This window comes from Pseudomonas sp. CHM02 (assembly GCF_000612585.1).
Lineage (GTDB): Bacteria > Pseudomonadota > Gammaproteobacteria > Pseudomonadales > Pseudomonadaceae > Aquipseudomonas.
This window is the reverse complement of sequence record NZ_JFCA01000027.1, coordinates 62,202-85,724: the sequence shown is the minus strand read 5'-3', so window position 1 is coordinate 85,724 and position 23,523 is coordinate 62,202. Positions and strand designations below refer to the sequence as shown.

At 60.2% G+C, this 23,523-nt stretch carries 17 protein-coding genes and 1 pseudogene; 14 read left to right on the top strand and 4 right to left on the bottom strand.

Going from position 1 to position 23,523, the window contains the following annotated elements; translation table 11 throughout:
• Positions 1–120 precede the first annotated feature (120 nt).
• The 14 genes and pseudogenes from dksA (at position 121) to BM70_RS0117005 (ending at position 19,008) form a co-directional block, all read left to right on the top strand.
• Positions 121–564 carry an RNA polymerase-binding protein DksA gene (gene dksA, locus BM70_RS0117070; protein ID WP_025857127.1) on the top strand — a complete coding sequence of 148 codons (444 nt, stop codon included), beginning with the start codon at positions 121–123 and terminating at the stop codon, positions 562–564.
• Between the two features lie 83 nt (positions 565–647).
• On the top strand, positions 648–1,535 hold the full coding sequence (gene gluQRS / locus BM70_RS0117065) for a tRNA glutamyl-Q(34) synthetase GluQRS (protein WP_025857126.1): 888 nt from the start codon (positions 648–650) through the stop codon (positions 1,533–1,535).
• 62 nt (positions 1,536–1,597) lie between these two features.
• On the top strand, positions 1,598–1,774 hold the full coding sequence (locus tag BM70_RS33120) for a hypothetical protein (protein ID WP_003176118.1): 177 nt from the start codon (positions 1,598–1,600) through the stop codon (positions 1,772–1,774).
• The gene (locus tag BM70_RS0117055) at positions 1,758–4,712 is read left to right on the top strand and encodes a sensor histidine kinase (RefSeq protein WP_025857125.1); all 2,955 of its coding nucleotides are present in this window, start codon (positions 1,758–1,760) and stop codon (positions 4,710–4,712) included. The genes BM70_RS33120 and BM70_RS0117055 overlap by 17 nt, the downstream gene beginning before the upstream one ends.
• A 22-nt stretch (positions 4,713–4,734) precedes the next feature.
• Positions 4,735–6,165, top strand: coding sequence for a sigma-54 dependent transcriptional regulator (locus BM70_RS0117050; protein WP_025857124.1), 1,431 nt, complete (start codon positions 4,735–4,737; stop codon positions 6,163–6,165).
• Between the two features lie 709 nt (positions 6,166–6,874).
• Positions 6,875–8,278 carry a polynucleotide adenylyltransferase PcnB gene (locus BM70_RS0117045; RefSeq protein WP_025857123.1) on the top strand — a complete coding sequence of 468 codons (1,404 nt, stop codon included), beginning with the start codon at positions 6,875–6,877 and terminating at the stop codon, positions 8,276–8,278.
• 2 nt (positions 8,279–8,280) lie between these two features.
• Positions 8,281–8,766 carry a 2-amino-4-hydroxy-6-hydroxymethyldihydropteridine diphosphokinase gene (gene folK, locus BM70_RS0117040; RefSeq protein ID WP_025857122.1) on the top strand — a complete coding sequence of 162 codons (486 nt, stop codon included), beginning with the start codon at positions 8,281–8,283 and terminating at the stop codon, positions 8,764–8,766.
• Positions 8,767–9,132: 366 nt separating this feature from the next.
• On the top strand, positions 9,133–9,933 hold the full coding sequence (gene panB, locus BM70_RS0117035) for a 3-methyl-2-oxobutanoate hydroxymethyltransferase (RefSeq protein WP_025857121.1): 801 nt from the start codon (positions 9,133–9,135) through the stop codon (positions 9,931–9,933).
• Positions 9,930–10,781 (top strand): pantoate--beta-alanine ligase, encoded by an 852-nt coding sequence (panC, locus tag BM70_RS0117030; RefSeq protein WP_025857120.1) that lies wholly within the window; start codon positions 9,930–9,932, stop codon positions 10,779–10,781. Before panB ends, panC begins: the two co-directional genes overlap by 4 nt.
• 225 nt (positions 10,782–11,006) lie before the next feature.
• Entirely contained in the window at positions 11,007–12,671 is a 1,665-nt protein-coding gene (pgi, locus tag BM70_RS0117025; RefSeq protein ID WP_025857119.1) for a glucose-6-phosphate isomerase, read from the top strand.
• 124 nt (positions 12,672–12,795) lie between these two features.
• On the top strand, positions 12,796–14,733 hold the full coding sequence (gene acs / locus BM70_RS0117020; RefSeq protein ID WP_025857118.1) for an acetate--CoA ligase: 1,938 nt from the start codon (positions 12,796–12,798) through the stop codon (positions 14,731–14,733).
• A gap of 15 nt (positions 14,734–14,748) precedes the next feature.
• Positions 14,749–14,913 (top strand): annotated as a pseudogene (locus BM70_RS32490) (histidine kinase); the annotation flags it as partial.
• 71 nt (positions 14,914–14,984) lie between these two features.
• Positions 14,985–16,001 carry a class I SAM-dependent rRNA methyltransferase gene (locus BM70_RS0117010; protein ID WP_025857117.1) on the top strand — a complete coding sequence of 339 codons (1,017 nt, stop codon included), beginning with the start codon at positions 14,985–14,987 and terminating at the stop codon, positions 15,999–16,001.
• An 88-nt stretch (positions 16,002–16,089) separates the two neighbouring features.
• A complete protein-coding gene (locus BM70_RS0117005; protein WP_025857116.1) occupies positions 16,090–19,008 on the top strand; it encodes a DUF748 domain-containing protein in 2,919 nt (972 codons plus the stop codon).
• A 270-nt stretch (positions 19,009–19,278) separates the two neighbouring features.
• On the opposite strand, the gene BM70_RS0117000 is transcribed toward BM70_RS0117005, so the two are convergent.
• From BM70_RS0117000 to truB, 4 genes are all read right to left on the bottom strand, one after another.
• Positions 19,279–19,626 (bottom strand): BON domain-containing protein, encoded by a 348-nt coding sequence (locus BM70_RS0117000; protein ID WP_025857115.1) that lies wholly within the window; start codon positions 19,624–19,626, stop codon positions 19,279–19,281.
• A gap of 294 nt (positions 19,627–19,920) precedes the next feature.
• A complete protein-coding gene (pnp, locus tag BM70_RS0116995; RefSeq protein WP_017528788.1) occupies positions 19,921–22,026 on the bottom strand; it encodes a polyribonucleotide nucleotidyltransferase in 2,106 nt (701 codons plus the stop codon).
• Positions 22,027–22,220: 194 nt separating this feature from the next.
• Positions 22,221–22,490, bottom strand: coding sequence for a 30S ribosomal protein S15 (gene rpsO, locus BM70_RS0116990; RefSeq protein WP_003177875.1), 270 nt, complete (start codon positions 22,488–22,490; stop codon positions 22,221–22,223).
• A gap of 115 nt (positions 22,491–22,605) precedes the next feature.
• On the bottom strand, positions 22,606–23,523 hold the full coding sequence (truB, locus tag BM70_RS0116985; protein ID WP_025857114.1) for a tRNA pseudouridine(55) synthase TruB: 918 nt from the start codon (positions 23,521–23,523) through the stop codon (positions 22,606–22,608).

Below are 23,523 nucleotides of genomic sequence, written 5' to 3'. Positions count from 1 at the left end.
GGGAGTGGCGCACCCCGAATCTATCTGGTAAGTTCGCCCGCTTGCAGCCGCAGGGCCGGCAGGTGTCGGTGACGTTGCAATCCTGCGCAATGGATTAGAAGAGTGAGAGGCGGTCTATTCATGTCCACCCAAGCAAAGCAACAGCAGACTCAAGGCCTCAACGGCTTCGAACCTTACGTAGAAAAGAAAGGTGAGGAGTACATGGGCGAGCCCATGCGCGAGCACTTCACCAAGATCCTGAACAAGTGGAAACAGGACTTGATGCAGGAGGTCGACCGCACCGTTGACCATATGAAGGACGAAGCAGCCAACTTCCCTGACCCGGCCGACCGTGCGAGCCAGGAAGAAGAATTCGCCCTTGAACTGCGCGCCCGTGATCGCGAGCGCAAGTTGATCAAGAAGATCGACAAGACGCTGCAACTGATCAAGGACGAAGAATACGGCTGGTGCGAATCCTGCGGCGTCGAGATCGGTATTCGTCGCCTGGAAGCCCGCCCAACCGCGGACCTCTGCGTAGACTGCAAGACCTTGGCCGAAATCAAGGAAAAACAGGTCGGCAAGTAATCCAGCCGAGCTGAACGAATGGGGCGTGCGAACGCCCCATTTTTGTTTCTGGCGTTTACCGAATTTCCAGTAGTATCCGGCCCATGACAGCCTCTACCTATATCGGGCGTTTTGCCCCCACACCCAGCGGCCACTTGCATTTTGGCTCCCTGGTCGCCGCCCTCGCCTCCTACCTCGACGCCCGCGCCAATCAAGGCCGATGGCTGATGCGCATGGAAGACCTCGACCCACCTCGTGAAGAGCCCGGCGCCCAGGCGGCGATACTGCATGCCTTGGAAAGCTATGGCTTCGAGTGGGACGGTGAACTCGTCCGACAAAGCGAGCGGCATGAAGCCTACGCCAAAGTCCTTAACGACCTGTTCAACCATGGCCTGGCCTACGCGTGCACCTGCTCGCGCAAGCAGCTGGAGCCTTACAACGGCATCTATCCGGGGTTGTGCCGCAACGTCGGGCATGACCAGCAAGACGCCGCTATCCGCCTACGCGTTCCTGAGTTGGAATACCATTTTACTGACCGCGTACAGGGCGAATTCCGACAGCACTTGGGTCGCGATGTCGGCGATTTCATCATCCGTCGCCGCGACGGTCTGTATGCCTATCAACTGGCCGTGGTGCTCGACGATGCCTGGCAAGGCGTCACCGACATCGTGCGCGGTGCCGACTTGCTCGACTCCACGCCCCGCCAGCTCTACCTGCAAGAGCTGCTGGGCCTGCGCCAACCGCGTTACCTGCATGTGCCGCTGATCATCCAGCCGGACGGCAACAAGCTGGGCAAGTCCTACCGTTCCCCGCCGTTGACACCCGACCAGGCCACGCCTTTGCTATTGAGAGCCCTGCGCGCCCTCGGCCAGCAACCCGGTGGTGAACTGCTGCATGCCACCCCACGTGAACTGCTGGATTGGGGCATTGGGCACTGGGATGCAACCAAGATCCCGCGCACACTGACGCTGGCCGAAGCGCAATTGAGCTGAAGGCGCTTGCAGCTTGCCAAGCATCCGTTACCATCGCCGCAGTTTTTCAATCAGAGGCCAACATGTACATCTATCGATTGGTCCTGCTGCTGGTCGTCGGGATCTACCTGTTCTCCCCCGCCATCATGGATTGGTGGATCGACGCCACGGGCGCCTGGTATCGCCCCTATCTGCTGTGGCTGATCCTGATCGTCGTGACTTTCATCCTGCAGAGCCAAAAAGATGCCGATGAGCTTTAGCCTCACCCAGATGCTGCTGATCAGCGCCGCCTACCTGGCTGCGCTGTTCGGGGTGGCCTGGATCAGTGAGCGCGGAATGATTCCGCGGGCGATCATTCGCCATCCGTTGACCTACACCTTGTCCCTGGGCGTCTATGCCAGCGCCTGGGCGTTCTATGGCACCGTGGGCCTGGCCTACCAGTACGGTTATGGCTTCCTTTCCAGTTACCTCGGGGTGTCCGGCGCGTTCCTGCTGGCGCCGGTGCTGCTGTACCCGATCCTGAAGATCACGCGTACCTACCAGCTCTCATCCCTCGCCGATTTGTTCGCCTTCCGCTTTCGCAGCACCTGGGCCGGCGCGCTGACTACCGTCTTCATGCTGATCGGCGTGCTGCCGTTGCTGGCCCTGCAAATCCAGGCCGTGGCCGACTCCATCAGCATCCTGACCCGCGAGCCGGTGCAACATCGGGTCGCCCTGGCCTTCTGTGCACTGATCACCCTGTTCACGATTTTCTTTGGTTCGCGCCACATCGCCACCCGTGAAAAGCACGAAGGCCTGGTGTTTGCGATTGCCTTCGAATCGGTGATCAAGCTGATCGCCATCGGCGGCGTCGGCCTTTATGCGCTGTACGGCGTGTTCGACGGCCCGCAACAGCTGGAACTGTGGCTGCTGCAAAACCAGACTGCCCTCGCCGCCCTGCACACGCCATTGCAGGAGGGCCCGTGGCGCACACTGCTGCTGGTGTTCTTCGCTTCGGCCATCGTGATGCCGCACATGTATCACATGACCTTCACCGAGAACCTCAACCCGCGCTCGCTGGTCAGTGCGAGCTGGGGCTTGCCGTTGTTCCTGTTGCTGATGAGCCTGGCGGTGCCGCTGATCCTGTGGGCAGGCTTGAAACTGGGCGCCACCACCAACCCCGAGTACTTCACTCTCGGCATCGGCATCGCCGCCAACAGCCCGGCGTTGGCGCTGTTGGCATATGTGGGCGGGTTGTCGGCTGCCAGCGGATTGATCATCGTCACCACCCTGGCCCTTTCAGGGATGGCGCTCAACCACCTGGTATTGCCGCTGTACCAGCCGCCGGCGGAGGGCAATATCTACCGCTGGCTGAAATGGACGCGCCGCGCCCTGATCGTCGCGATCATCATGGCGGGTTACGGGTTCTACCTGTTGCTGGGCGCCGGGCAAGACCTGGCCAACCTGGGTATCGTCGCGTTTGTCGCCACCTTGCAGTTCCTGCCGGGCGTGTTGTCGGTGCTGTATTGGCCGACCGCCAATCGCCGCGGCTTCATCGCCGGGTTGCTGGCAGGGATCCTGGTGTGGATCGTGACCATGCTGCTGCCGCTGGTCGGCAATCTGCAGGGCTTCTACATCCCGTTGCTGAACATGATCTACGTGCTGGATGACACCAGTTGGCACATGGCGGCGATTGCGTCATTGGCCGCCAACGTCTTGATGTTCACCCTGATTTCGCTGTTCACCAACGCCAGCCCGGAAGAAACCAGCGCCGCCGAAGCCTGCGCGGTGGACAACGTGCGTCGCCCGCAACGCCGCGAACTGCATGCGGCCTCGCCCCAGGAGTTCGCCACGCAACTGGCCAAGCCCCTGGGCGCCAAGGCCGCGCAAAAGGAAGTCGAACAGGCGCTGCGCGACCTCTACCTGCCGTTCGATGAGCGGCGCCCTTATGCGCTGCGTCGCCTGCGTGACCGTATCGAAGCCAACCTGTCCGGGCTGATGGGGCCGAGCGTGTCCCAGGACATGGTGGAAACCTTCCTGCCCTACAAGGCCGGCGGCGAAAACTATGTGACCGAAGACATCCACTTCATCGAAAGCCGGCTGGAGGATTACCACTCACGCCTTACCGGTCTCGCCGCCGAACTCGATGCCTTGCGCCGCTACCACCGCCAAACCCTGCAGGAATTGCCCATGGGCGTGTGCTCCCTGGCCAAGGACCAGGAGATCCTGATGTGGAACAAGGCCATGGAAGAACTCACCGGTATCGCAGCGCAGCGCGTCGTCGGTTCGCGCCTCAATACCTTGGGCGATCCCTGGAAAGAATTGCTGCAAGGCTTCATCAACCTGCCCGACGAGCACTTGCACAAGCAGCACCTGGCACTCGACGGCCAGACCCGCTGGCTCAACCTGCACAAAGCCGCCATCGACGAGCCCCTGGCGCCCGGCAACAGCGGCCTGGTGTTGCTGGTGGAAGACCTGACCGAAACCCAGATGCTCGAAGACAAGCTGGTGCATTCCGAACGCCTGGCCAGCATTGGCCGACTGGCGGCGGGTGTGGCCCATGAAATCGGCAATCCGATCACCGGTATCGCCTGCCTGGCGCAAAACCTGCGGGAAGAGCGCGAAGAGGACGGCGAGATCACCGAGATCAGCGGGCAGATCCTCGAACAGACCAAGCGCGTTTCGCGCATCGTGCAGTCACTGATGAGCTTTGCCCATGCCGGCGCCCACCAGAACCAGGACGAAGCCGTGTGCCTGGCCGAGGTGGCACAGGATGCCATTGGGCTGCTGGCCTTGAACCGGCGCAATTTCGAAGTACAGTTCTTCAACTTGTGCGACCCGGAACATTGGGTCGACGGCGACTCACAACGCCTGGCCCAAGTGCTGATCAACCTGCTGTCCAACGCCCGTGACGCAACCCCTGCCGGCGGTGCGGTACGCGTCAAGACCGAGGCTTTCGAACATACGGTCGATCTGATCGTCGAAGATGAAGGCAGCGGTATTCCACAGAACATCATGGACCGATTGTTCGAACCCTTCTTCACCACCAAGGACCCAGGTGAAGGTACCGGTCTGGGCCTTGCACTGGTCTATTCCATCGTTGAAGAGCATTATGGACAAATCACCATCGACAGCCCGGCTGACACCGAAAGCCAACGCGGCACCCGTATTCGGGTGACCTTGCCGCGTCATGTCGAAGCGACGTCCGCTGTGAACTGAGACCGTCGAGAGAATTGAATCAATGCCGCACATTTTGATCGTCGAAGACGAAACCATTATCCGCTCTGCCTTGCGTCGCCTGCTTGAACGTAATCAGTACCAGGTCAGCGAAGCCGGCTCGGTGCAGGAAGCCCAGGAGCGTTTCAGCATTCCCACGTTCGACCTGATTGTCAGTGACCTGCGCCTGCCTGGCGCGCCTGGCACCGAGTTGATCAAGCTCGGCCAGGGCACCCCGGTGCTGATCATGACCAGCTACGCCAGCCTGCGTTCGGCGGTGGACTCCATGAAGATGGGCGCGGTGGACTACATCGCCAAGCCTTTCGACCATGACGAGATGCTTCAGGCGGTGGCCCGTATCCTGCGTGACCGTCAGTCGGCCAGCAGCGCGCCGGCCGAACAACGTCCGGCAGGAAAAACGGCCGACAAACCAGGCGTCGACAACAGCAACGGCGAGATCGGCATCATCGGCTCCTGCCCACCGATGCAGGACCTGTACAGCAAGATCCGCAAAGTCGCGCCAACCGACTCCAATGTGTTGATCCAGGGCGAGTCAGGCACCGGTAAAGAACTGGTGGCCCGCGCCCTGCACAACCTGTCCAAGCGTGCCAAGGCGCCGATGATCTCGGTGAACTGCGCGGCGATCCCCGAATCCCTGATCGAGTCCGAACTGTTCGGCCACGAGAAAGGCGCGTTTACCGGCGCCAGCGCCGGGCGTGCGGGCCTGGTGGAAGCGGCCGACGGTGGCACGTTGTTCCTCGATGAAATCGGCGAGTTGCCTCTGGAAGCCCAAGCGCGCTTGCTGCGCGTGCTCCAGGAAGGTGAGATTCGCCGCGTAGGCTCGGTGCAGTCGCAAAAGGTCGATGTACGCCTGATCGCGGCCACTCACCGAGACCTGAAGAGCCTGGCCAAGATCGGCCAGTTCCGTGAAGACTTGTACTACCGCCTGCACGTGATCGCCCTCAAGCTGCCGGCCCTGCGCGAGCGCGGCGCCGACGTCAACGAGATCGCCAACGCGTTCCTGCTGCGCCAGAGCGCGCGCATCAACCGTACCGACCTGAAGTTCGCGCCGGACGCAGAGCAGGCCATTCGGCATTACTCGTGGCCGGGTAACGTGCGGGAGCTGGAAAACGCGGTGGAGCGTGCGGTGATCTTGTCCGAGAGCCCGGAAATTTCCGCCGAACTGCTGGGCATCGATATCGAACTCAGCGACCTGGAGGACGACGACTTCATCGGCCTGACCCCACAACAGGGCGGCGGTAGCAATACCAGCCATGAGCCGACCGAGGATCTGTCACTGGAAGATTACTTCCAGCATTTTGTCCTTGAGCATCAAGACCATATGACCGAGACCGAACTGGCGCGCAAACTGGGCGTGAGCCGTAAATGCCTGTGGGAACGCCGCCAGCGTCTGGGCATTCCTCGGCGCAAGACCGGTGTGGCCAGCGAGAGTTGAGGGCCTGCCCCCACAGGTAACACCCAACGATGTGAAAAAACTGTTACCGCGGATATTTCGCGTAACAAAAGCCGGGGCTTACGGTAACGAAGCCCCGGCTTTTTTTGGTCCGTCAAAAACCCGAAACCACCTAAACCCCCCGGATTTGCTGGGCGGTGCAAAAGTTGGCACGCACCCTGCTATATGCTTAGTACAAAAACAATAACAAGCTTTGTACAAGACAATAAAAATAAGACGAATCGACTCACGCATAACAAAAACAACACGGCGGAGGCGCAGCTAACTGATTCTTTTGGAGAGGCGTTGCATTTGGGGCTTGCCCCGCAACCAGGCCGAGAACAACAAAAACTGCCCTAAGGCAGAGCCTGAACTGGTTGGATCGTAGATCAGCAACACAGCGACCAAAGCAATCCGTTTGCTCTTGACTCCCGATTGGGAGTGTCATGAAGGTGAAGCTTCATGGCGAGGGCGATCAACAAAAACAAGAAGCCCGAAACCAATAATAAAAATAGAGCACGCAACTACTTCTGGGGGAGCTTCGGCTCCCCTTGTAGTTTCCGGGATTTGGCTTTCGTGATTCACCGTAAAGGCTTATGGCGCAATGCCTGTAGCTTGTTCCTACACCATCCCCTGACTAAATGCTAGAATCCCGGCCCATCATGCGGTCATTCTTCGTTATGGCCGAACATTCCTTCAAACAGTGCATCCCATGCTGAAGAAGTTGTTCCAGTCATTCCGTTCTCCCTTGCGTCGTACGCAACACAAACGCAGCACGCCTGAAGTGCTCAATAGCAGCCAGCATTCGCTGCAACGTGCTCAGTTCAGCCGTTATGCAGTGAACATCGTCGAACGTTTGCAGAACGCCGGCTACCAGGCTTATCTGGTGGGCGGGTGCGTGCGCGACATGTTGCTCAATATCACGCCCAAGGACTTCGACGTCGCCACCAGCGCCACGCCCGAGCAGGTACGCGCCGAGTTTCGCAATGCGCGGATCATCGGCCGACGCTTCAAGTTGGTGCATATCCACTTCGGTCGCGAAATCATCGAAGTCGCGACATTCCGCGCAGGCCACCCGCAAAATGATGAAGAGGAAGACACCAACCAATCCTCGCGCAACGAAAGCGGGCGCATTTTGCGCGACAACGTCTACGGCACCCTGGAAGAAGACGCGCAGCGCCGCGACTTCACCATCAACGCCCTGTATTACGACCCGGTCAGCGAGCGCATCCTCGATTACGCCAATGGCGTACACGATATTCGCAACAACCTGATCCGCCTGATCGGCGACCCGGTCCAGCGCTACCAGGAAGACCCGGTGCGCATGCTGCGGGCCGTGCGTTTTGCCGCGAAGCTGAACTTCGGCATCGAGAAACACACCGCCGCGCCGATTCGCGACCTGGCACCGATGCTGCGGGAGATTCCCTCGGCACGCCTGTTCGAAGAAGTGCTCAAGCTGTTCCTCTCGGGCTACGCCGCCGACACCTTCGAAATGCTGGTGGACCTGCAGTTGTTCGATCCACTGTTCCCGGCCAGCGCCGAGGCCTTGGAATACAACCCGACGTACACCCACACCTTGATCAGCGAAGCGCTGATCAACACCGACCTGCGCATCAAGCAGAACAAGCCGGTCACCCCGGCGTTCCTGTTTGCCGCCCTGTTGTGGCCAGCCCTGCCAAAACGCGTACTGCGCCTGCAGGAACGTGGCATGCCGCCGATCCCGGCCATGCAGGAAGCCGCGCATGAGCTGATCGCCGAACAGTGTCAGCGCATCGCCATCCCGAAACGCTTCACTATGCCGATCCGCGAAATCTGGGACATGCAGGAACGCCTGCCGCGCCGCAGTGGCAAACGCGCAGATCTGCTCCTGGACAACCCGCGCTTCCGCGCCGGCTACGACTTCCTGCTGCTGCGTGAAAACGCCGGTGAGCAGACCGATGGCCTGGGCGAATGGTGGACCGACTATCAGGACGCCAACGACAGCGAGCGCCGCGACATGATCCGCGACCTCGGCAGCAAAGGCGATGGCGCCGGCGAAGGGCCGAAGAAGCGTCGTCGCAGCGGTGCCAAGCGCAAGCGCAGCAGCGCTGATGCCTCGGGCGCTGCAGGCGAATAAACGTGGAACGCATCTACATCGGCATGGGCAGCAACCTGGCGGCCCCGGATCGGCAATTGCGCAGCGCTATTGAAGCGCTGGCGCAATTGCCAGGCACCACCGTCGCCGGTGTCTCGGCCTTCTATCAGAGTGACTCACTGCTGCCGGGCCAACCGCGCTACACCAATGCGGTCGCCGCCCTGGACAGCCGCCTTGCGCCCCTGGAACTGCTCGATGCGCTGCAAGCCATCGAGAACGACCAAGGCCGCGAGCGCCTTGAGCGCTGGGGCCCACGCACGCTCGACCTGGACATCCTGCTGTTCGGCGATCGCCTGATCGACGAGCCGCGCCTCAAGGTGCCACACTACCAGATGCACCTGCGCGCATTTGTGCTGTACCCACTGGCCGAGCTAGCGCCCGCATCGCTGCAAATGCCCAACGGTCAAACGCTCAACGACTTGCTGACCGCCTGCCCGTTTGTCGGCCTGGAACGCTTGCCCCAAAACTGACTCAATCAATGTGGGAGCTGGCTTGCCTGCGATAGCATCACCTCGGTTTCACTGAAAGACCGAGGCGCATGCATCGCAGGCAAGCCAGCTCCCACATTTTGTTCACCTACGCCCTCAAAATCGCTTTCCCACTTGCTGAATCGCGTCAGTAACAGCGGTAACACCGCCATCGTAACAATGCGGTAACACATCCAATTGACTTCCCGTGTCCTCCTCACGACTATAGGCGTCCCGCTGCCGCCAACCCGGCGCTAAAGGGCGCAATCCAGGCCTTATAAGCACTGCTCTCAAGACAGTGCGCCTGTATAAACGAAGACTCACGCGCGTTACTCGCTGTTTCCAAGCGCCTGAACGAGGACCCTTTTCATGCCAGACATTACCCTGACCACCTTGCAGAGCCTCAAGCTCAAAGGTGAAAAAATCACCATGCTGACCTGCTATGACGCCACCTTTGCCCATGCCAGTTGCCAGGCTGGGGTTGAAGTGCTGCTGGTAGGCGATTCCCTGGGCATGGTTCTTCAAGGGAATGACAGCACCCTGCCCGTCACCACCGATGAACTTGCGTACCACACCGCCAGCGTCAAGCGCGGCAACGATGGCGCCTTCATCATCGCCGACCTGCCGTTCATGGGTTACGCGACGCTCGAACAAACCTTCCAGAATGCCGGCAAGCTGATGCAAGCCGGTGCGCACATGATCAAAGTCGAAGGCGCGGTATGGCTTGCCGAGTCGATTCGCCTGCTCGCGGAACGTGGCGTGCCGGTGTGCGCGCACATGGGCCTGACGCCACAGTCGGTGAACATCCTTGGCGGCTACAAGGTACAGGGCCGCAATGAGGCCCAGGCGCGCCAGATGCGTGCCGATGCCATCGCCCTGGAGCAAGCCGGCGCGGCCATGATCCTGCTGGAATGCGTGCCGAGCGAGCTGGCCGCAGAAATCACCCAGGCCGTGAAAGTGCCGGTGATCGGTATTGGCGCAGGTTCGGCCACCGATGGCCAGGTGCTGGTGCTGCACGACATGCTCGGCCTGTCGATCAGCGGCCGCGTGCCGAAGTTCGTGAAGAACTTCATGACGGGCCAGGCCAGCATCCACGACGCATTGAGCGCCTACGTCGCCGAAGTCAAAGGCGTGACCTTCCCTGGCGCCGAACACGGATTCTCTGCATGAACACCGTAAAAACCCTACGCGAACTGCGCGCTGCCGTGACTCACGCCCGCAGTGCCGGCAAGCGCATTGGCTTTGTGCCGACCATGGGCAACCTGCACAGCGGCCACGCCACCCTGGTGACCAAGGCCGCCCAGCAGGCAGATTTCGTGGTGGCGAGCATTTTCGTCAACCCGCTGCAGTTTGGCGCCGGCGAAGACCTGGACAAATACCCGCGCACCCTCGTCGCCGACCAGGAAAAGCTGCTGCAAGCCGGCTGCAACTTGCTGTTCGCGCCGACCGTCGAGGAAATGTACCCCGGCGGCATGACCGGCCAGACCCGTGTCAGCGTTCCGCAATTGTCTGAAGGCCTGTGCGGCGCCAGCCGTCCGGGGCACTTCGAAGGCGTGGCGACGGTGGTCAGCAAGTTATTCAACATGGTCCAGCCGGACATCGCCGTGTTCGGCCAGAAGGATTACCAGCAACTGGCGGTGATCCGCGCCATGGTCCACGACCTGAACATGCCGATCCAGATCATCGGCGAGCCCACCGTGCGCGCCGACGACGGCCTCGCGCTGTCGTCGCGCAACGGTTACCTCTCCGACGAGCAACGTGCCATCGCCCCCGTGCTGTACCGCTGCCTCAGCGAGATTGGGGCAGCGATCAAAGCCGGGGACCACGACTTCGCCAGGCTGCGTGCCGAACAGGTGCTGCAGATCGAAGCGGCCGGGCTGCGCCTGGATTACCTCGAAGTGCGTCAGGGCGTGCATTTGCGCCCGGCCACACCCGAGGACCGCGATATCGTGATTCTGGTAGCCGCCTATCTGGGAACTACCCGCCTCATCGACAACCTGCACCTGACCCTCGACTGACCTCTTCCAGTTGCCCCCATCGCTGCGTAGATAAAAAGTGCCGGTATAAAAAAGTACCGGCCTGAGCGCAGACAAAGCCAAGACATATCGACCCGCTAGGTTTAATGTAATCGCCCTGCGCTATGGTTAGCGCTGTCTGGAACCCATTGCTTGATGAAAGACTGGACGTTCCGGACTTAGAAGTGTCCTAAAGGCAGTCCCCGTAATAAAAGGAAACCCGCAGCGATGGCGTACTACCGCACTCCTCATGACGTTACCGCTCTGCCCGCCTGGCAAGCGCTCAATCAACATCGCCAAGCCATGCAGGATTTCAGCATGCGCGAAGCGTTCAATGCCGATCCTCAGCGTTTCTCCCAGTTCACCTTGAGCAGCTGCGGACTTTTCCTCGATTACTCGAAAAACCTGATCACCAGCGAAACCCGCGACCTGCTCGTGGGCCTCGCCAAAGAAGTCGGCCTCAAAGACGCGATCAACTCGCTGTACGCCGGCGAGCCGGTGAACTCCTCCGAAGGTCGCCCGGCCCTGCACACCGCCCTGCGCCGCCCGGTGGGCGACAAGTTGTCGGTGAACGGCGTGAACATCATGCCGGACGTGCACAAGGTGCTGAACCAGATCACTGACCTGGTCGGCCGCATCCACGACGGCCTGTGGCGTGGCTACACCGAGAAGCCAATCACCGACGTGGTGAACATCGGCATCGGTGGCTCGTTCCTCGGCCCGGAGCTGGTCTCCGAAGCACTGTTGTCCTACGCCCACAAAGGCGTGCGCTGCCACTACCTGGCGAACATCGACGGCAGCGAGTTCCACGAACTGACCATGAAGCTGCGCGCCGAGACCACGCTGTTTATCGTCTCGTCGAAATCCTTCAACACCCTGGAAACCCTGAAAAACGCCCAGGCCGCCCGCGCCTGGTACCTGGCCCAGGGTGGCTCGGAAGCCGAGCTGTACCGCCACTTCATCGCCGTATCCAGCAACAACGCGGCAGCCGTGGCCTTCGGTATCCGCGAAGAGAACATCTTCCCGATGTGGGACTGGGTCGGCGGCCGTTACTCGCTGTGGTCGGCCATCGGCTTGCCAATCGCCCTGGCGATCGGCATGTCCAACTTCAAGGAACTGCTGTCCGGCGCGTACACCATGGACCAGCATTTCCAGAACGCGCCATTCGAAGCCAACATGCCGGTGCTGCTGGGCTTGCTGGGCGTGTGGTACGGCAACTTCTGGGGCGCGCAGAGCCATGCGATCCTGCCGTACGACCATTACCTGCGTAACATCACCAAGCACTTGCAACAGTTGGACATGGAATCCAACGGCAAGAGCGTGCGCCAGGACGGCACCCCAGTGGCGACCGATACCGGCCCAGTGATCTGGGGTGGCGTAGGTTGCAACGGTCAGCACGCGTATCACCAACTGCTGCACCAGGGCACCCAACTGATCCCGGCCGACTTCATCGTGCCGATCGTCAGCTTCAACCCGGTGTCCGACCACCATCAGTGGCTGTACGCCAACTGCCTGTCCCAGAGCCAGGCGCTGATGCTCGGCAAGACCCGCGCCGAAGCCGAAGCCGAGCTGCGCGACAAAGGCATCCCGGAAGACGAAGTGCAGAAGCTGGCGCCGCACAAGGTGATCCCGGGCAACCGTCCGAGCAACACCCTCGTGGTCGAACGCATCAGCCCGCGTCGCCTGGGCGCGCTGGTGGCCATGTATGAACACAAAGTGTTCGTACAGAGCGTGATCTGGGGCATCAACGCTTTCGACCAATGGGGCGTGGAACTGGGCAAGGAGCTGGGCAAAGGCGTCTACAACCGCCTGACCGGCGCCGAAGAAACCTCGGCCGAGGATGCTTCGACCCAGGGCCTGATCAACTACTTCCGTGGTCGTCACCGCGGCTAAGGGATCGGCACTACACTTATGGTCTGAAATTGCGGGAGCACACCCTTGTAGGCGCCGCCTTGCCGGCGTCTACAAAGGTTGTACAGCTCCCCTCTTGTCCCTAAAACAAGAATAAGGACCGCTCATGTTCGACCTCAGCCAATTCCCCACCGCCGATGCCGTCCGCCGGGCAGCGCAGCTCAGTCAAGAGGACTACCAGCGCCTCTACCGCCAATCCATCGAACAGCCAGATACCTTCTGGGCTGAACAGGCCACGCGCTTTCTCGACTGGATAACGCCCTGGCACACCGTCCAGCAATCAGACATTCATACCGGCGCCGCTAAATGGTTTGCCGGCGGCCAACTGAACGTCAGCTACAACTGCATCGACCGTCATCTGGCGCAGCGCGCCGATCAGCCAGCCTTCATCTGGGAAGGCGACGATCCGACAAAGTCTTCCACAATCACCTACCGCCAACTGCACCAGAACGTCAGCCGCCTGGCCAACGTGCTGAAAGGCCGTGGCGTGCAGAAAGGCGACCGGGTGTGCATCTACATGCCGATGATCCCGGAAGCCGCCTACGCCATGCTCGCCTGCACGCGCATTGGGGCCGTGCATTCGGTGGTATTCGGCGGCTTCTCGCCGGACGCCCTGCGCGACCGCATTCTCGACGCCGACTGCCGCACCGTGATCACCGCTGACGAAGGCGTGCGCGGCGGCAAGCCGGTGGCGCTGAAACAGAATGTCGACAAGGCCCTGGCCAGTTGCCCCAACGTCAGCACCGTGCTGGTGGTGGAGCGCACGGGGGCTGACCTGAGCTGGGTGAAAGACCGCGACATCAAGTATCAACAAGCCCTGGACGCCGCCAGCGATGACTGCCCGCCCGAGCCGATGGACGCCGAAGACCCACTGTTCATCCTCTACACCTCCGGCAGCACCGGCAAACCCAAAGGCGTGCTGCACACGACTGGCGGCTACCTGCTGCAAGCAGCGATGACCTTCAAATACGTGCTCGACTACCGCGACGGCGAAGTGTTCTGGTGCACCGCCGATGTGGGCTGGGTCACCGGCCACAGTTACATCGTGTACGGCCCGCTGGCCAATGGCGCGACTTCGCTGATGTTCGAAGGCGTGCCGAGCTACCCGGACAGCTCACGCTTCTGGCAGGTGATCGACAAGCACAAGGTCAATATTTTCTACACCGCGCCCACCGCCTTGCGTGCCTTGATGCGTGAGGGCCACGGCCCGCTGGAGAACACGTCCCGCACCAGCCTGCGCTTGCTGGGCAGCGTCGGCGAGCCCATCAATCCGGAAGCCTGGGACTGGTACTTCAATGCGGTGGGCGAACAGCGCTGCCCGATTGTGGATACCTGGTGGCAGACCGAGACCGGCGGCATCATGCTCAGCCCCTTGGTCAGCGCGCAACGGATCAAGCCTGGCTGCGCAACCCAGCCGATGTTCGGCGTGCAGCCCGTATTACTGGATGAACACGGCCAGGAATTCAGCGGCGCCGGCAGTGGCGTGCTGGCGATCAAAGCCAGCTGGCCTGGGCAGATCCGCAGTGTGTACGGCGATCCGCAGCGGATGATCGACACCTACTTCAAACCCTACCCTGGCTACTACTTCACCGGTGACGGCGCACGACGCGATGAGGACGGCGACTACTGGATCACCGGGCGCATCGACGATGTGATCAACGTGTCCGGTCACCGTATCGGTACCGCCGAGGTGGAGAGCGCCCTGGTGCTGCACGACCAGGTCGCCGAGGCCGCCGTAGTGGGCTATCCCCATGACGTCAAAGGCCAGGGCATCTATGCCTTTGTCACGCCCATGAATGGCGTGGAACCCAACGACGCGCTGAAAAAACACCTGCTGGATCTGGTCAGCAAGGAAATCGGCAGCTTCGCCAAGCCGGAATTGATTCAATGGGCCCCGGCCTTGCCGAAAACCCGCTCCGGCAAGATCATGCGCAGGATTTTGCGCAAGATCGCCTGCAACGAACTCGACAGCCTCGGTGATACCTCGACGCTGGCCGACCCGAGCGTTGTAGAAGGCCTGATCGACAAGCGCCTGAATCGATAGAAACCCCACGTCGCCATGGAATTTATCCGCAGCCGTATCGAAAACCAGTTGATGAGCCTGACCGGCCTGTCGCTGGGCCAACTGGACCTGGAAAACCCCAAGGGTGATCCCGGTCTGTTCGGGCCCGATTCGGTGAGCTGGCAAGTCCATGGCGACTTCAGCGGCATGCCCATCGGCGGATGGGGTTGATGTAGGCGGCGGCGCATAGCTGTTAAACTTCGCGCCCTCAATTCCCCAGCAAGGCGCGCTCCATGTCTTCCCTGAATCAGGCGCTGCGCGCCGCCCTCGATCATCGCCAAGACCTGATCAGCGAACTGCACGCCCAGGGCACCGACTGCTACCGGCTGTTCCATGGCAGCCAGGAAGGCGCCGGCGGCCTGACCATCGACCGCTACGGCCCGCAATTGCTGGTGCAGAGTTTCCACCAGTCCCTGGAAACCGAAGACCTGCTGGCGCTGCATCAACAGATCAACCAGTCCATGGGCCTGGAATTGTTGCTGGTGTACAACGACCGCTCCCGTGGCAATTCGCGCATCGACCGCGAAGACACGGTGTATCGCGCCGAACCCGCGGCGCTGGAAGACCTGGTCGGCCACGAGTGGGGCCTCAATTACCGGGTGCGGGGGCGTCATCCCGGGCAAGACCCGCTGCTGTTCCTTGATCTGCGCAACACGCGGGGCTGGGTCAAGGCCCACAGTGCCGGCAAAAGCGTGCTGAACCTGTTCGCCTACACCTGCGGCGTTGGCCTCAGCGCCGCCGCCGGGGGGGCGCGTGAGGTGTGCAACCTGGATTTCGCCGAGGGCAACCTGGCAGTCGGTCGCGAGAACGGTCTGCTGAACCCACAGTTGCCGGCCATGGAGTTCGTACAGTCGGACTACTTTCCGGCCATTCGCCAACTGGCGGGCCTGCCGATCACCCAGCGGCGCGGACAGAAGCTGCCGAGTTATCCGCGCCTGGAGCAGCGTCAATACGACCTGGTATTGCTGGATCCACCGGCCTGGGCCAAGAGCGCATTCGGCACCGTTGACCTGCTGCGCGACTACCAGAGCCTGCTCAAGCCTGCACTGCTGGCCACCGCCGATAATGGCGTGCTGATCTGCTGCAACAACCTGGCAAAAGTCAGCATGGATGACTGGCGCGAACAGGTCCTGCGTTGCGCGGAAAAAGCCGGACGTCCTGTGCGTGACTGGAGAATCATGGCCCCAGGCGCGGACTTTCCTTCACAGGACCAACAGCCCCCGCTGAAAACCCTGATACTTCAACTGTAAGACGTTTCTCAAAGGGCACTGTTCTTCGGAACCGAAAACCCGTGCCATACTCCAAGGCACTCCTGTTTGACATAGATGGCGTCACCCCATGCCCAAAGGATTGATTCGCGCCGCTGGCGCCTTGTTGACCGCCCTTGCCCTGTACAGCTTGCTGGGCTTTTTGATTCTCCCCGGTATCGCGCTTCGCATTGCCAACCAGCAACTGGCCAATTACGCCACGGTGCCGGCACGGATCGAGCGGATCGAGCTCAACCCGTTCAGCCTGGAAGTCACGGCATGGGGGCTCAAAATCGGTGAACCCGGCAAGGAACAGGTGGGTTTCGAGCGTCTTTACGCCAACCTGCAGATCGACAGCCTATGGACCCGCGCCCTGCACCTCGCCGACGTGCAACTGGACAAGCCGAAGACCGAACTGCTGTTCGACAAGTCCGGCCAGTTGAACCTGGCGCAGTTGTTCAAGCTGCCACCCAGCGAGCCAACGCCTGCCGATCCAGACGCCAAGCCATTCCCATTGCGTATCGACAGCATCAAGCTGGCGGGCGGCTATGTGCACTTTCAGGACCTGCGCCCCAGCGAACCGATCGAATTCCTCTACGACACACTCGACTTCGAGCTGAAAAACCTCAGCACCTTGCCTGAAGACAATGCCGACATGACCCTCGTGGCGGCCGGGCCTGAAGGTGGGCAGATCGACTGGAAAGGTAATTTCAGCCTGGTGCCGATCACCTCGGAAGGCACGTTGAAAGTCACCGACGGCAAGATGAAAGCCTGGTGGCCCTATGTCCGTGATGCGCTGCCGCTGGTGCTTGAAGACGGCGTGCTCAACTTCAGCACCGAGTACACGTTCAGCCTCGCCAAAGAAACCGAACTGAACCTGACCAACACCGCCGCCAGCATCGCGCCATTCGCCATCAAGGCGCCCGACGGCCGCCCACTGGTGCGCCTGGAACGCCTGGACGTCAGCGAGACCACGGTGGACCTGGCCAAGCAGCAAGTAGTGGTCGGCAAGATCCGCAGCAACAAACTGGAAACCTGGGCCGCCCTTGAAGCCGACGGGCAACTGGACTGGCAAAAACTGTTCGCCAGCCAACCGAGCAAACCGGCCAAGGCGCCCGAGCCCGCAACCGCACCGGCCACCGCCGACTCGCCAAAAGCCGAACCCGCCGCGCCTGCCAAACCCTGGCAAGTGCTGCTCAAGGACGTGCAACTGCGTAACTATCAGGTGCACCTGGCTGACCGCCAGGCCAAGCCGGCGGTCGCGCTGGAAGTGGGCCCGCTCAACGTCGATGTGCAGAACTTCGATAGCCTCAACCAAAGCCCGTTTACCGTGAAGGTCGACACAGGCCTGGGCAAGCAAGGCAAGGTCCAGGCGGCCGGCGAGGTCAACCTCAACCCGGTCAGTGCCAAGCTCAAAGTGAACACCCAGGACATTGACCTCCGGGTCGCCCAGTCCTACATCAGCCCGTTCATTCGCCTGGAACTGCGTAGCGGCATGCTCGGCAGCAATCTCGATGTGAACCTGAAAAGCACCGACCCTCTCAAACTGCAGGTCACCGGTCGTGCCCAGGTCGACCAACTGCACACGCTGGACACCCTCAAGACCCGCGACTTCCTCAAATGGCAGCGCCTGGTGCTCGAAGGGGTGAACTACCAGCACGGCGACAGCCTGTCGATCGACAAGGTCAACCTGCTGCAGCCGTATGCGCGCTTCATGATCAACGATGACCGCACCACCAACGTTGATGACCTGCTGATTCCACAACCGGCCGACAAAGGGCCCAAGCCCGCCAGCAAAGAAAAGCCCTTGGGCATTCGTATCGGGCAGATTGCGATCAACGACGGTTCGGCCAACTTTGCCGACTTCAGCCTCACACCTAACTTCGCCACGGCGATTCAACAGCTCAACGGCCAAGTCGGCACCATCGACAGTCGCCAGGCCAAACCGGCCAGCGTCGACATCAAGGGCAAGGTGGACCGCTACGCGCCTGTCACGATCAAAGGCAGCGTGAACCCGTTTGATCCGATGGCGGCGCTGGACATCGCCACCAGCTTCAAACGCGTCGAGCTGACCACCCTGACGCCCTACTCCGGCAAGTTCGCCGGGTTCCGTATCCGTAAGGGCCGTCTCAACCTCGACCTGCATTACGTGATCACCAAAGGCCAGTTGAAGGCCGAGAACAAAGTGGTGGTCGAGCAATTGCAACTGGGTGAGAAAGTCGACAGCGCCGATGCGGTGGACTTGCCGATTCGCCTGGCGATCGCGCTGCTCAAGGACAGCGACGGCAAAATCTCCATCGAGCTGCCGGTAACCGGCGACTTGAACAACCCTCAGTTCAGCGTAATGCCGATCGTATGGCAGACCTTGCGTAACCTGGTGGTGCGCGCAGCGACGGCGCCCTTCAAGTTCATCGGTGGGTTGGTGACCGGCGGCGGTTCGGAAGACCTTGGGAATGTGTCGTTCGCCGCAGGCTCCAGCGAGCTGAACAAAGACGCCGAAGGCGCCTTGAACACGCTGGCGAAGGCGCTGAAAGAGCGCCCTACCCTGCGCCTGGAAATCGAAGGCACCGCCGCTGCCAGCAGCGACGGGCCGTTCCTTGCCGCACAGCGCCTGGAACGCGAATACCAATACAACTACTACAAGATGCTCCAACGCCGTGGCGACAAGGTTCCCGCCCAGGCTTCCCTGCTGGTCGTACCGGAAGGTGAAAAAGCGCCACTGCTTGAAGGCATCTACCGTACTCGCTTGAAACAACAGCCGCCGGCCGAATGGAAAGACCTGAGCCGCGATGACCGCACAGCGAAGCTCAAGGACGGCGTAATCAAGTTCTGGAGTGCAAGCGATGTGTTGCTGCGTCAACTGGGCCAGGACCGCGCCAGCACCATCAAGGACTACCTGGTGGATAAAGGGCAACTGGAAGATGACCGGGTGTACTTCATTGATGCCAACCTGGGCCAGGCCGAGAAGGATGGCCGGGTCGTTACGCCCATGCACCTGGACGCCGAATAAGCCCTGTACACCCGTAGGAGCTGGCTTGCCGGCGATAGCATCACCTCTGTTCAACTGAATGACCGAGGTGTTTGCATCGCAGGCAAGCCAGCGCCTACAGGTGGTGTTTGTAGGCCTGAGGATTTTTAGCCTCCATAGAAAAGGCCCCGACACGAATGTCGGGGCCTTTAATGACCACATCCTTGTGGCCGGTCGCATGAACCTGTGTGGTGCATTGAGTGGATAACTAGCTCACTCTCTGCCGCCTAGTTCAGACGAATTCCTCTAGCGTTACTCTGCTTTCAGGCCGTCGGCCGATACAGCTTTAACGCCTTTGATTTTCTTGGTGATATTCACCGCGGTGGTTTTCTGTGCCTCTGTCACTGCGACAGTGGAGGACAGGGACACTACGCCTTTGTTGGTTTCGACTTTGATGTCGGTGCCAGGAATGCCTTTCTCGGTGACCAGGTCACTTTTCACTTTAGTGGTGATCCAGGTATCGGAGGTCGCCTCTTTAGCCTTGGTCACTTCACCTGCGGCTACAACCATTGGAGCCTGGGAAGTTTGGGCGAACGCGACGTTAGCCATGGTCAGGGTCAGCGCGGTGGCAGTTGCAGCAGCGATAGCGAACTTCTTCATACGAGTAACTCCTGTTTTTTCGAAAGTCTGCAGCGTGTCTACGTTAATGCTGCAGGGTTACCAGTACTATTGCAGGCGCTGTGCCAAGTCCTAAACATCCATAAAGTCATTTAAAAACAAAGACTTATAAAATCGACCTGTTTTCGAAATCGTGCAAGTTGCATGAACCTCATCGTGCCTGCATGCAAGTTGCGGCTTTTTCTTGGCCTAAACGGCTGATTTCCCTTCACTTTCCAAGCGCCCATAAAAAAGGACTCCGAAGAGTCCTTTTTTCAGCGTGAAGCTAGAGCGTGATTAAACGCCCGAAGCCTTGGCTGCTGCTACGTCCTTGATGGACAGCTTGATACGGCCGCGGTTGTCCACGTCCAGTACCAGCACTTCCACTTCCTGGCCTTCTTTCAGAATGTCAGTCACTTTCTCAACGCGAGCATCGCTCAGCATGGAGATGTGAACCAGACCGTCTTTGCCCGGCAGGATGTTGACGAATGCGCCGAAGTCGACGATGCGCTCAACCTTACCGACGTAGATCTTGCCGATCTCGGCCTCAGCGGTGATGCCCAGAACGCGCTGACGCGCAGCTTCTGCAGCTTCCTTGGTTTCGCCGAAGATCTTGATCGAGCCGTCGTCTTCGATGTCGATCGAAGCCTTGGTCTCTTCACAGATCGCACGAATAGTCGCGCCGCCTTTACCGATGACATCACGGATTTTGTCGGTGTCGATTTTCATCGCGATCATGGTCGGAGCATTTTCCGACAGTTCGGTACGCGACTGACCAATGATCTGGTTCATCTGGCCGAGGATGTTCAGGCGCGCTTCCAGGGCTTGGCCCAGGGCGATTTCCATGATCTCTTCGGTGATGCCCTTGATCTTGATGTCCATCTGCAGCGCGGTCACACCTTTGGCGGTACCGGCTACCTTGAAGTCCATATCGCCCAGGTGGTCTTCGTCACCCAGGATGTCGGTCAGGATGGCGAACTTCTCGCCTTCTTTAACCAGGCCCATGGCGATACCGGCAACCGGCGCCTTCATCGGCACACCAGCGTCCATCAGCGCCAGGGAAGCACCGCAAACGGAAGCCATGGAGCTGGAACCGTTGGACTCGGTGATTTCCGACACAACGCGAATGGTGTACGGGAACACGTCAGCAGCCGGCAGCATGGCCTGGACCGAACGACGGGCCAGACGGCCGTGACCGATTTCACGACGACCAGCACCACCCATGCGACCACATTCGCCCACCGAGAACGGAGGGAAGTTGTAGTGCAGCATGAAGGGGTCTTTTTTCTCGCCTTCCAGGGTGTCCAGCAGCTGTGCGTCACGGGCAGTACCCAGGGTCGCGACAACCAGGGCCTGGGTTTCACCACGGGTGAACAGGGCCGAACCGTGAGTCTTCGGCAGAACGCCGACTTCGATGTTCAACGGACGTACGGTGCGGGTGTCGCGACCGTCGATACGTGGCTTGCCGTTAACGATGTTTTCGCGAACGGTGCGGTATTCGATTTCACCGAATGCAGCTTTGACGTCGCTGGCGGAAGGCTGGCCTTCTTCACCGGACAGCTTGGCCACGACCTGGTCCTTCAACTCGCCCAGGCGAGCGTAACGGTCGGCCTTGACGGTGATGGTGTAGGCGTCGGAGATGGCAGCGCCGAACTCGGAGCGGATAGCGCCCAGCAGTTCGGTGGCTTCCGGGGCAGCAGCCCAGGTCCAGGTTGGCTTGGCAGCTTCGGCAGCCAGTTCGGTGACAGCCTTGATGACTGCCTGGAATTCGTCGTGGGCGAACAGTACGGCGCCCAGCATCTGGTCTTCGGTCAGCTCTTTGGCTTCCGATTCAACCATCAGTACGGCTTCCGAGGTACCGGCAACGACCATGTCCAGGCTCGATGCTTTCAGTTGCTCGTAAGTCGGGTTCAGCAGGTAGCCGGTGCTTTCGTGGAACGCGACGCGGGCAGCGCCGATCGGACCATCGAAAGGAATACCGGAAATAGCCAGGGCAGCCGAGGTACCGATCATCGCAGCGATGTCCGGATCGGTCTTCTTGCTGGTGGAAACGACGGTGCAGACAACCTGCACTTCGTTCATGAAGCCTTCTGGGAACAGCGGACGGATCGGACGGTCGATCAGTCGGGAAGTCAGGGTTTCTTTCTCGGAAGGACGGCCTTCGCGCTTGAAGAAACCGCCAGGGATCTTACCGGCAGCGTAAGTCTTTTCCTGGTAGTGAACGGACAGAGGGAAGAAGCCTTTGCTCGGGTCAGCGGTCTTGGCGCCAACAACGGTCACCAATACGGTGACGTCATCGTCAACGGTAACCAGCACTGCGCCGGAGGCTTGACGGGCGATACGGCCTGTCTCGAGGGTAACGGTCGACTGACCGAACTGGAATTTTTTGATAACCGGGTTCACGGTGTCCTACCTTCTTTGTGGCTCTTGGGGAACTTGTCTTCTTGCGAAATTCTTGGGCAATGGCGGGAATCGGCCCGACGCTAGTCCAGGGTAAAACATGTATCCAGATAAAACTTGAGGCTGGGAGCCTGCCGTGGGCCAGCGGGAATCCCACTGACACACGGCAGACAACCAACCTCTAGCGCAATCGCTTATTAGCGACGCAGACCCAGGCGACCGATCAGAGTCTGATAACGACCCAGATCCTTGCCTTTCAGGTAGTCCAGCAGCTTACGGCGCTGGTTTACCATGCGGATCAGACCACGACGGGAGTGGTGATCTTTACCGTTGGCCTTGAAGTGACCTTGCAGCTTGTTGATGTTGTGGGTCAGCAGTGCAACTTGCACTTCTGGCGAACCAGTGTCACCAACAGCTTGCTGATAGTCAGCAACGATTTGTGCTTTTTCTTGAACGTCGAGAGCCATGAGGCAATCCTTTTTTCAGGAAACCACCCAAAAGGCAGTTTCAACAGGCCAGGGACAAATCCCTGTATCTAAAAATGAGTGTTGACCGTGCCTGTTAACAGCCACACTCGTTCGGTCATTCTGACCGAATCAGCCGACGTGGCGCTATACGCCCGTCTTCGCTCACTTCACCGATACCGATAAAGCGACCGTTATGATCCTGTACCCGCACCATGCCGAACTTCGGGGCATCCGGGGCGCGTACCGGCTGGCCGTTGAGCCAGTAGAACGCGCTGTGCTCCGAGAAGTGCAGCAATGGCCAATCGAGCAAACCGCTGTCCGATGGCATCAGGAAGCGATCAACCGCTTCATTGCCGCCTTCGGCGTGTACCGCTTCCAACTCTTCCAGCGTGACCGTCTGTGCCAGGCTGAAAGGACCGGCCTGGGTGCGTCGCAGTTCCGCAACGTACGCGCCGCAACCGAGCTTTTCACCGATATCTTCCACCAGGGTACGGATATAGGTGCCTTTGCTGCAGTCCACGGCCAACCGGGCGGTGTCGCCTTCACAGGCGAGCAATTCCAAGCGCGCAATAGTAACAGAACGCGGTTCACGCTCCACTACTTCGCCCGCACGTGCCAGCTTGTAAAGAGGTTGGCCATCACGCTTGAGCGCCGAGTACATCGGCGGTATCTGACTGATTTCCCCACGAAAACCGGGTAAAGCAGCTTCAATGTCAGCACGACCAACGGTCACGTCGCGCACCTGCAGAACATCACCCTCGGCATCGGCCGTGGTGGTGGTCTTGCCCAGTTGCATGAGGGTTTCATAACCCTTGTCGGAATCGAGCAGGTATTGCGAAAACTTGGTGGCCTCGCCAAAGCACAACGGCAGCACGCCAGTGGCCAGGGGATCGAGGCTGCCGGTGTGCCCGGCCTTTTCGGCGTTGAGCAGCCAGCGAACCTTCTGCAACGCGGCATTGGAGGTAAAGCCAATGGGCTTGTCGAGCAGGATTATGCCGCTGACGTTGCGACGGATACGTTTGACCTGAGCCAC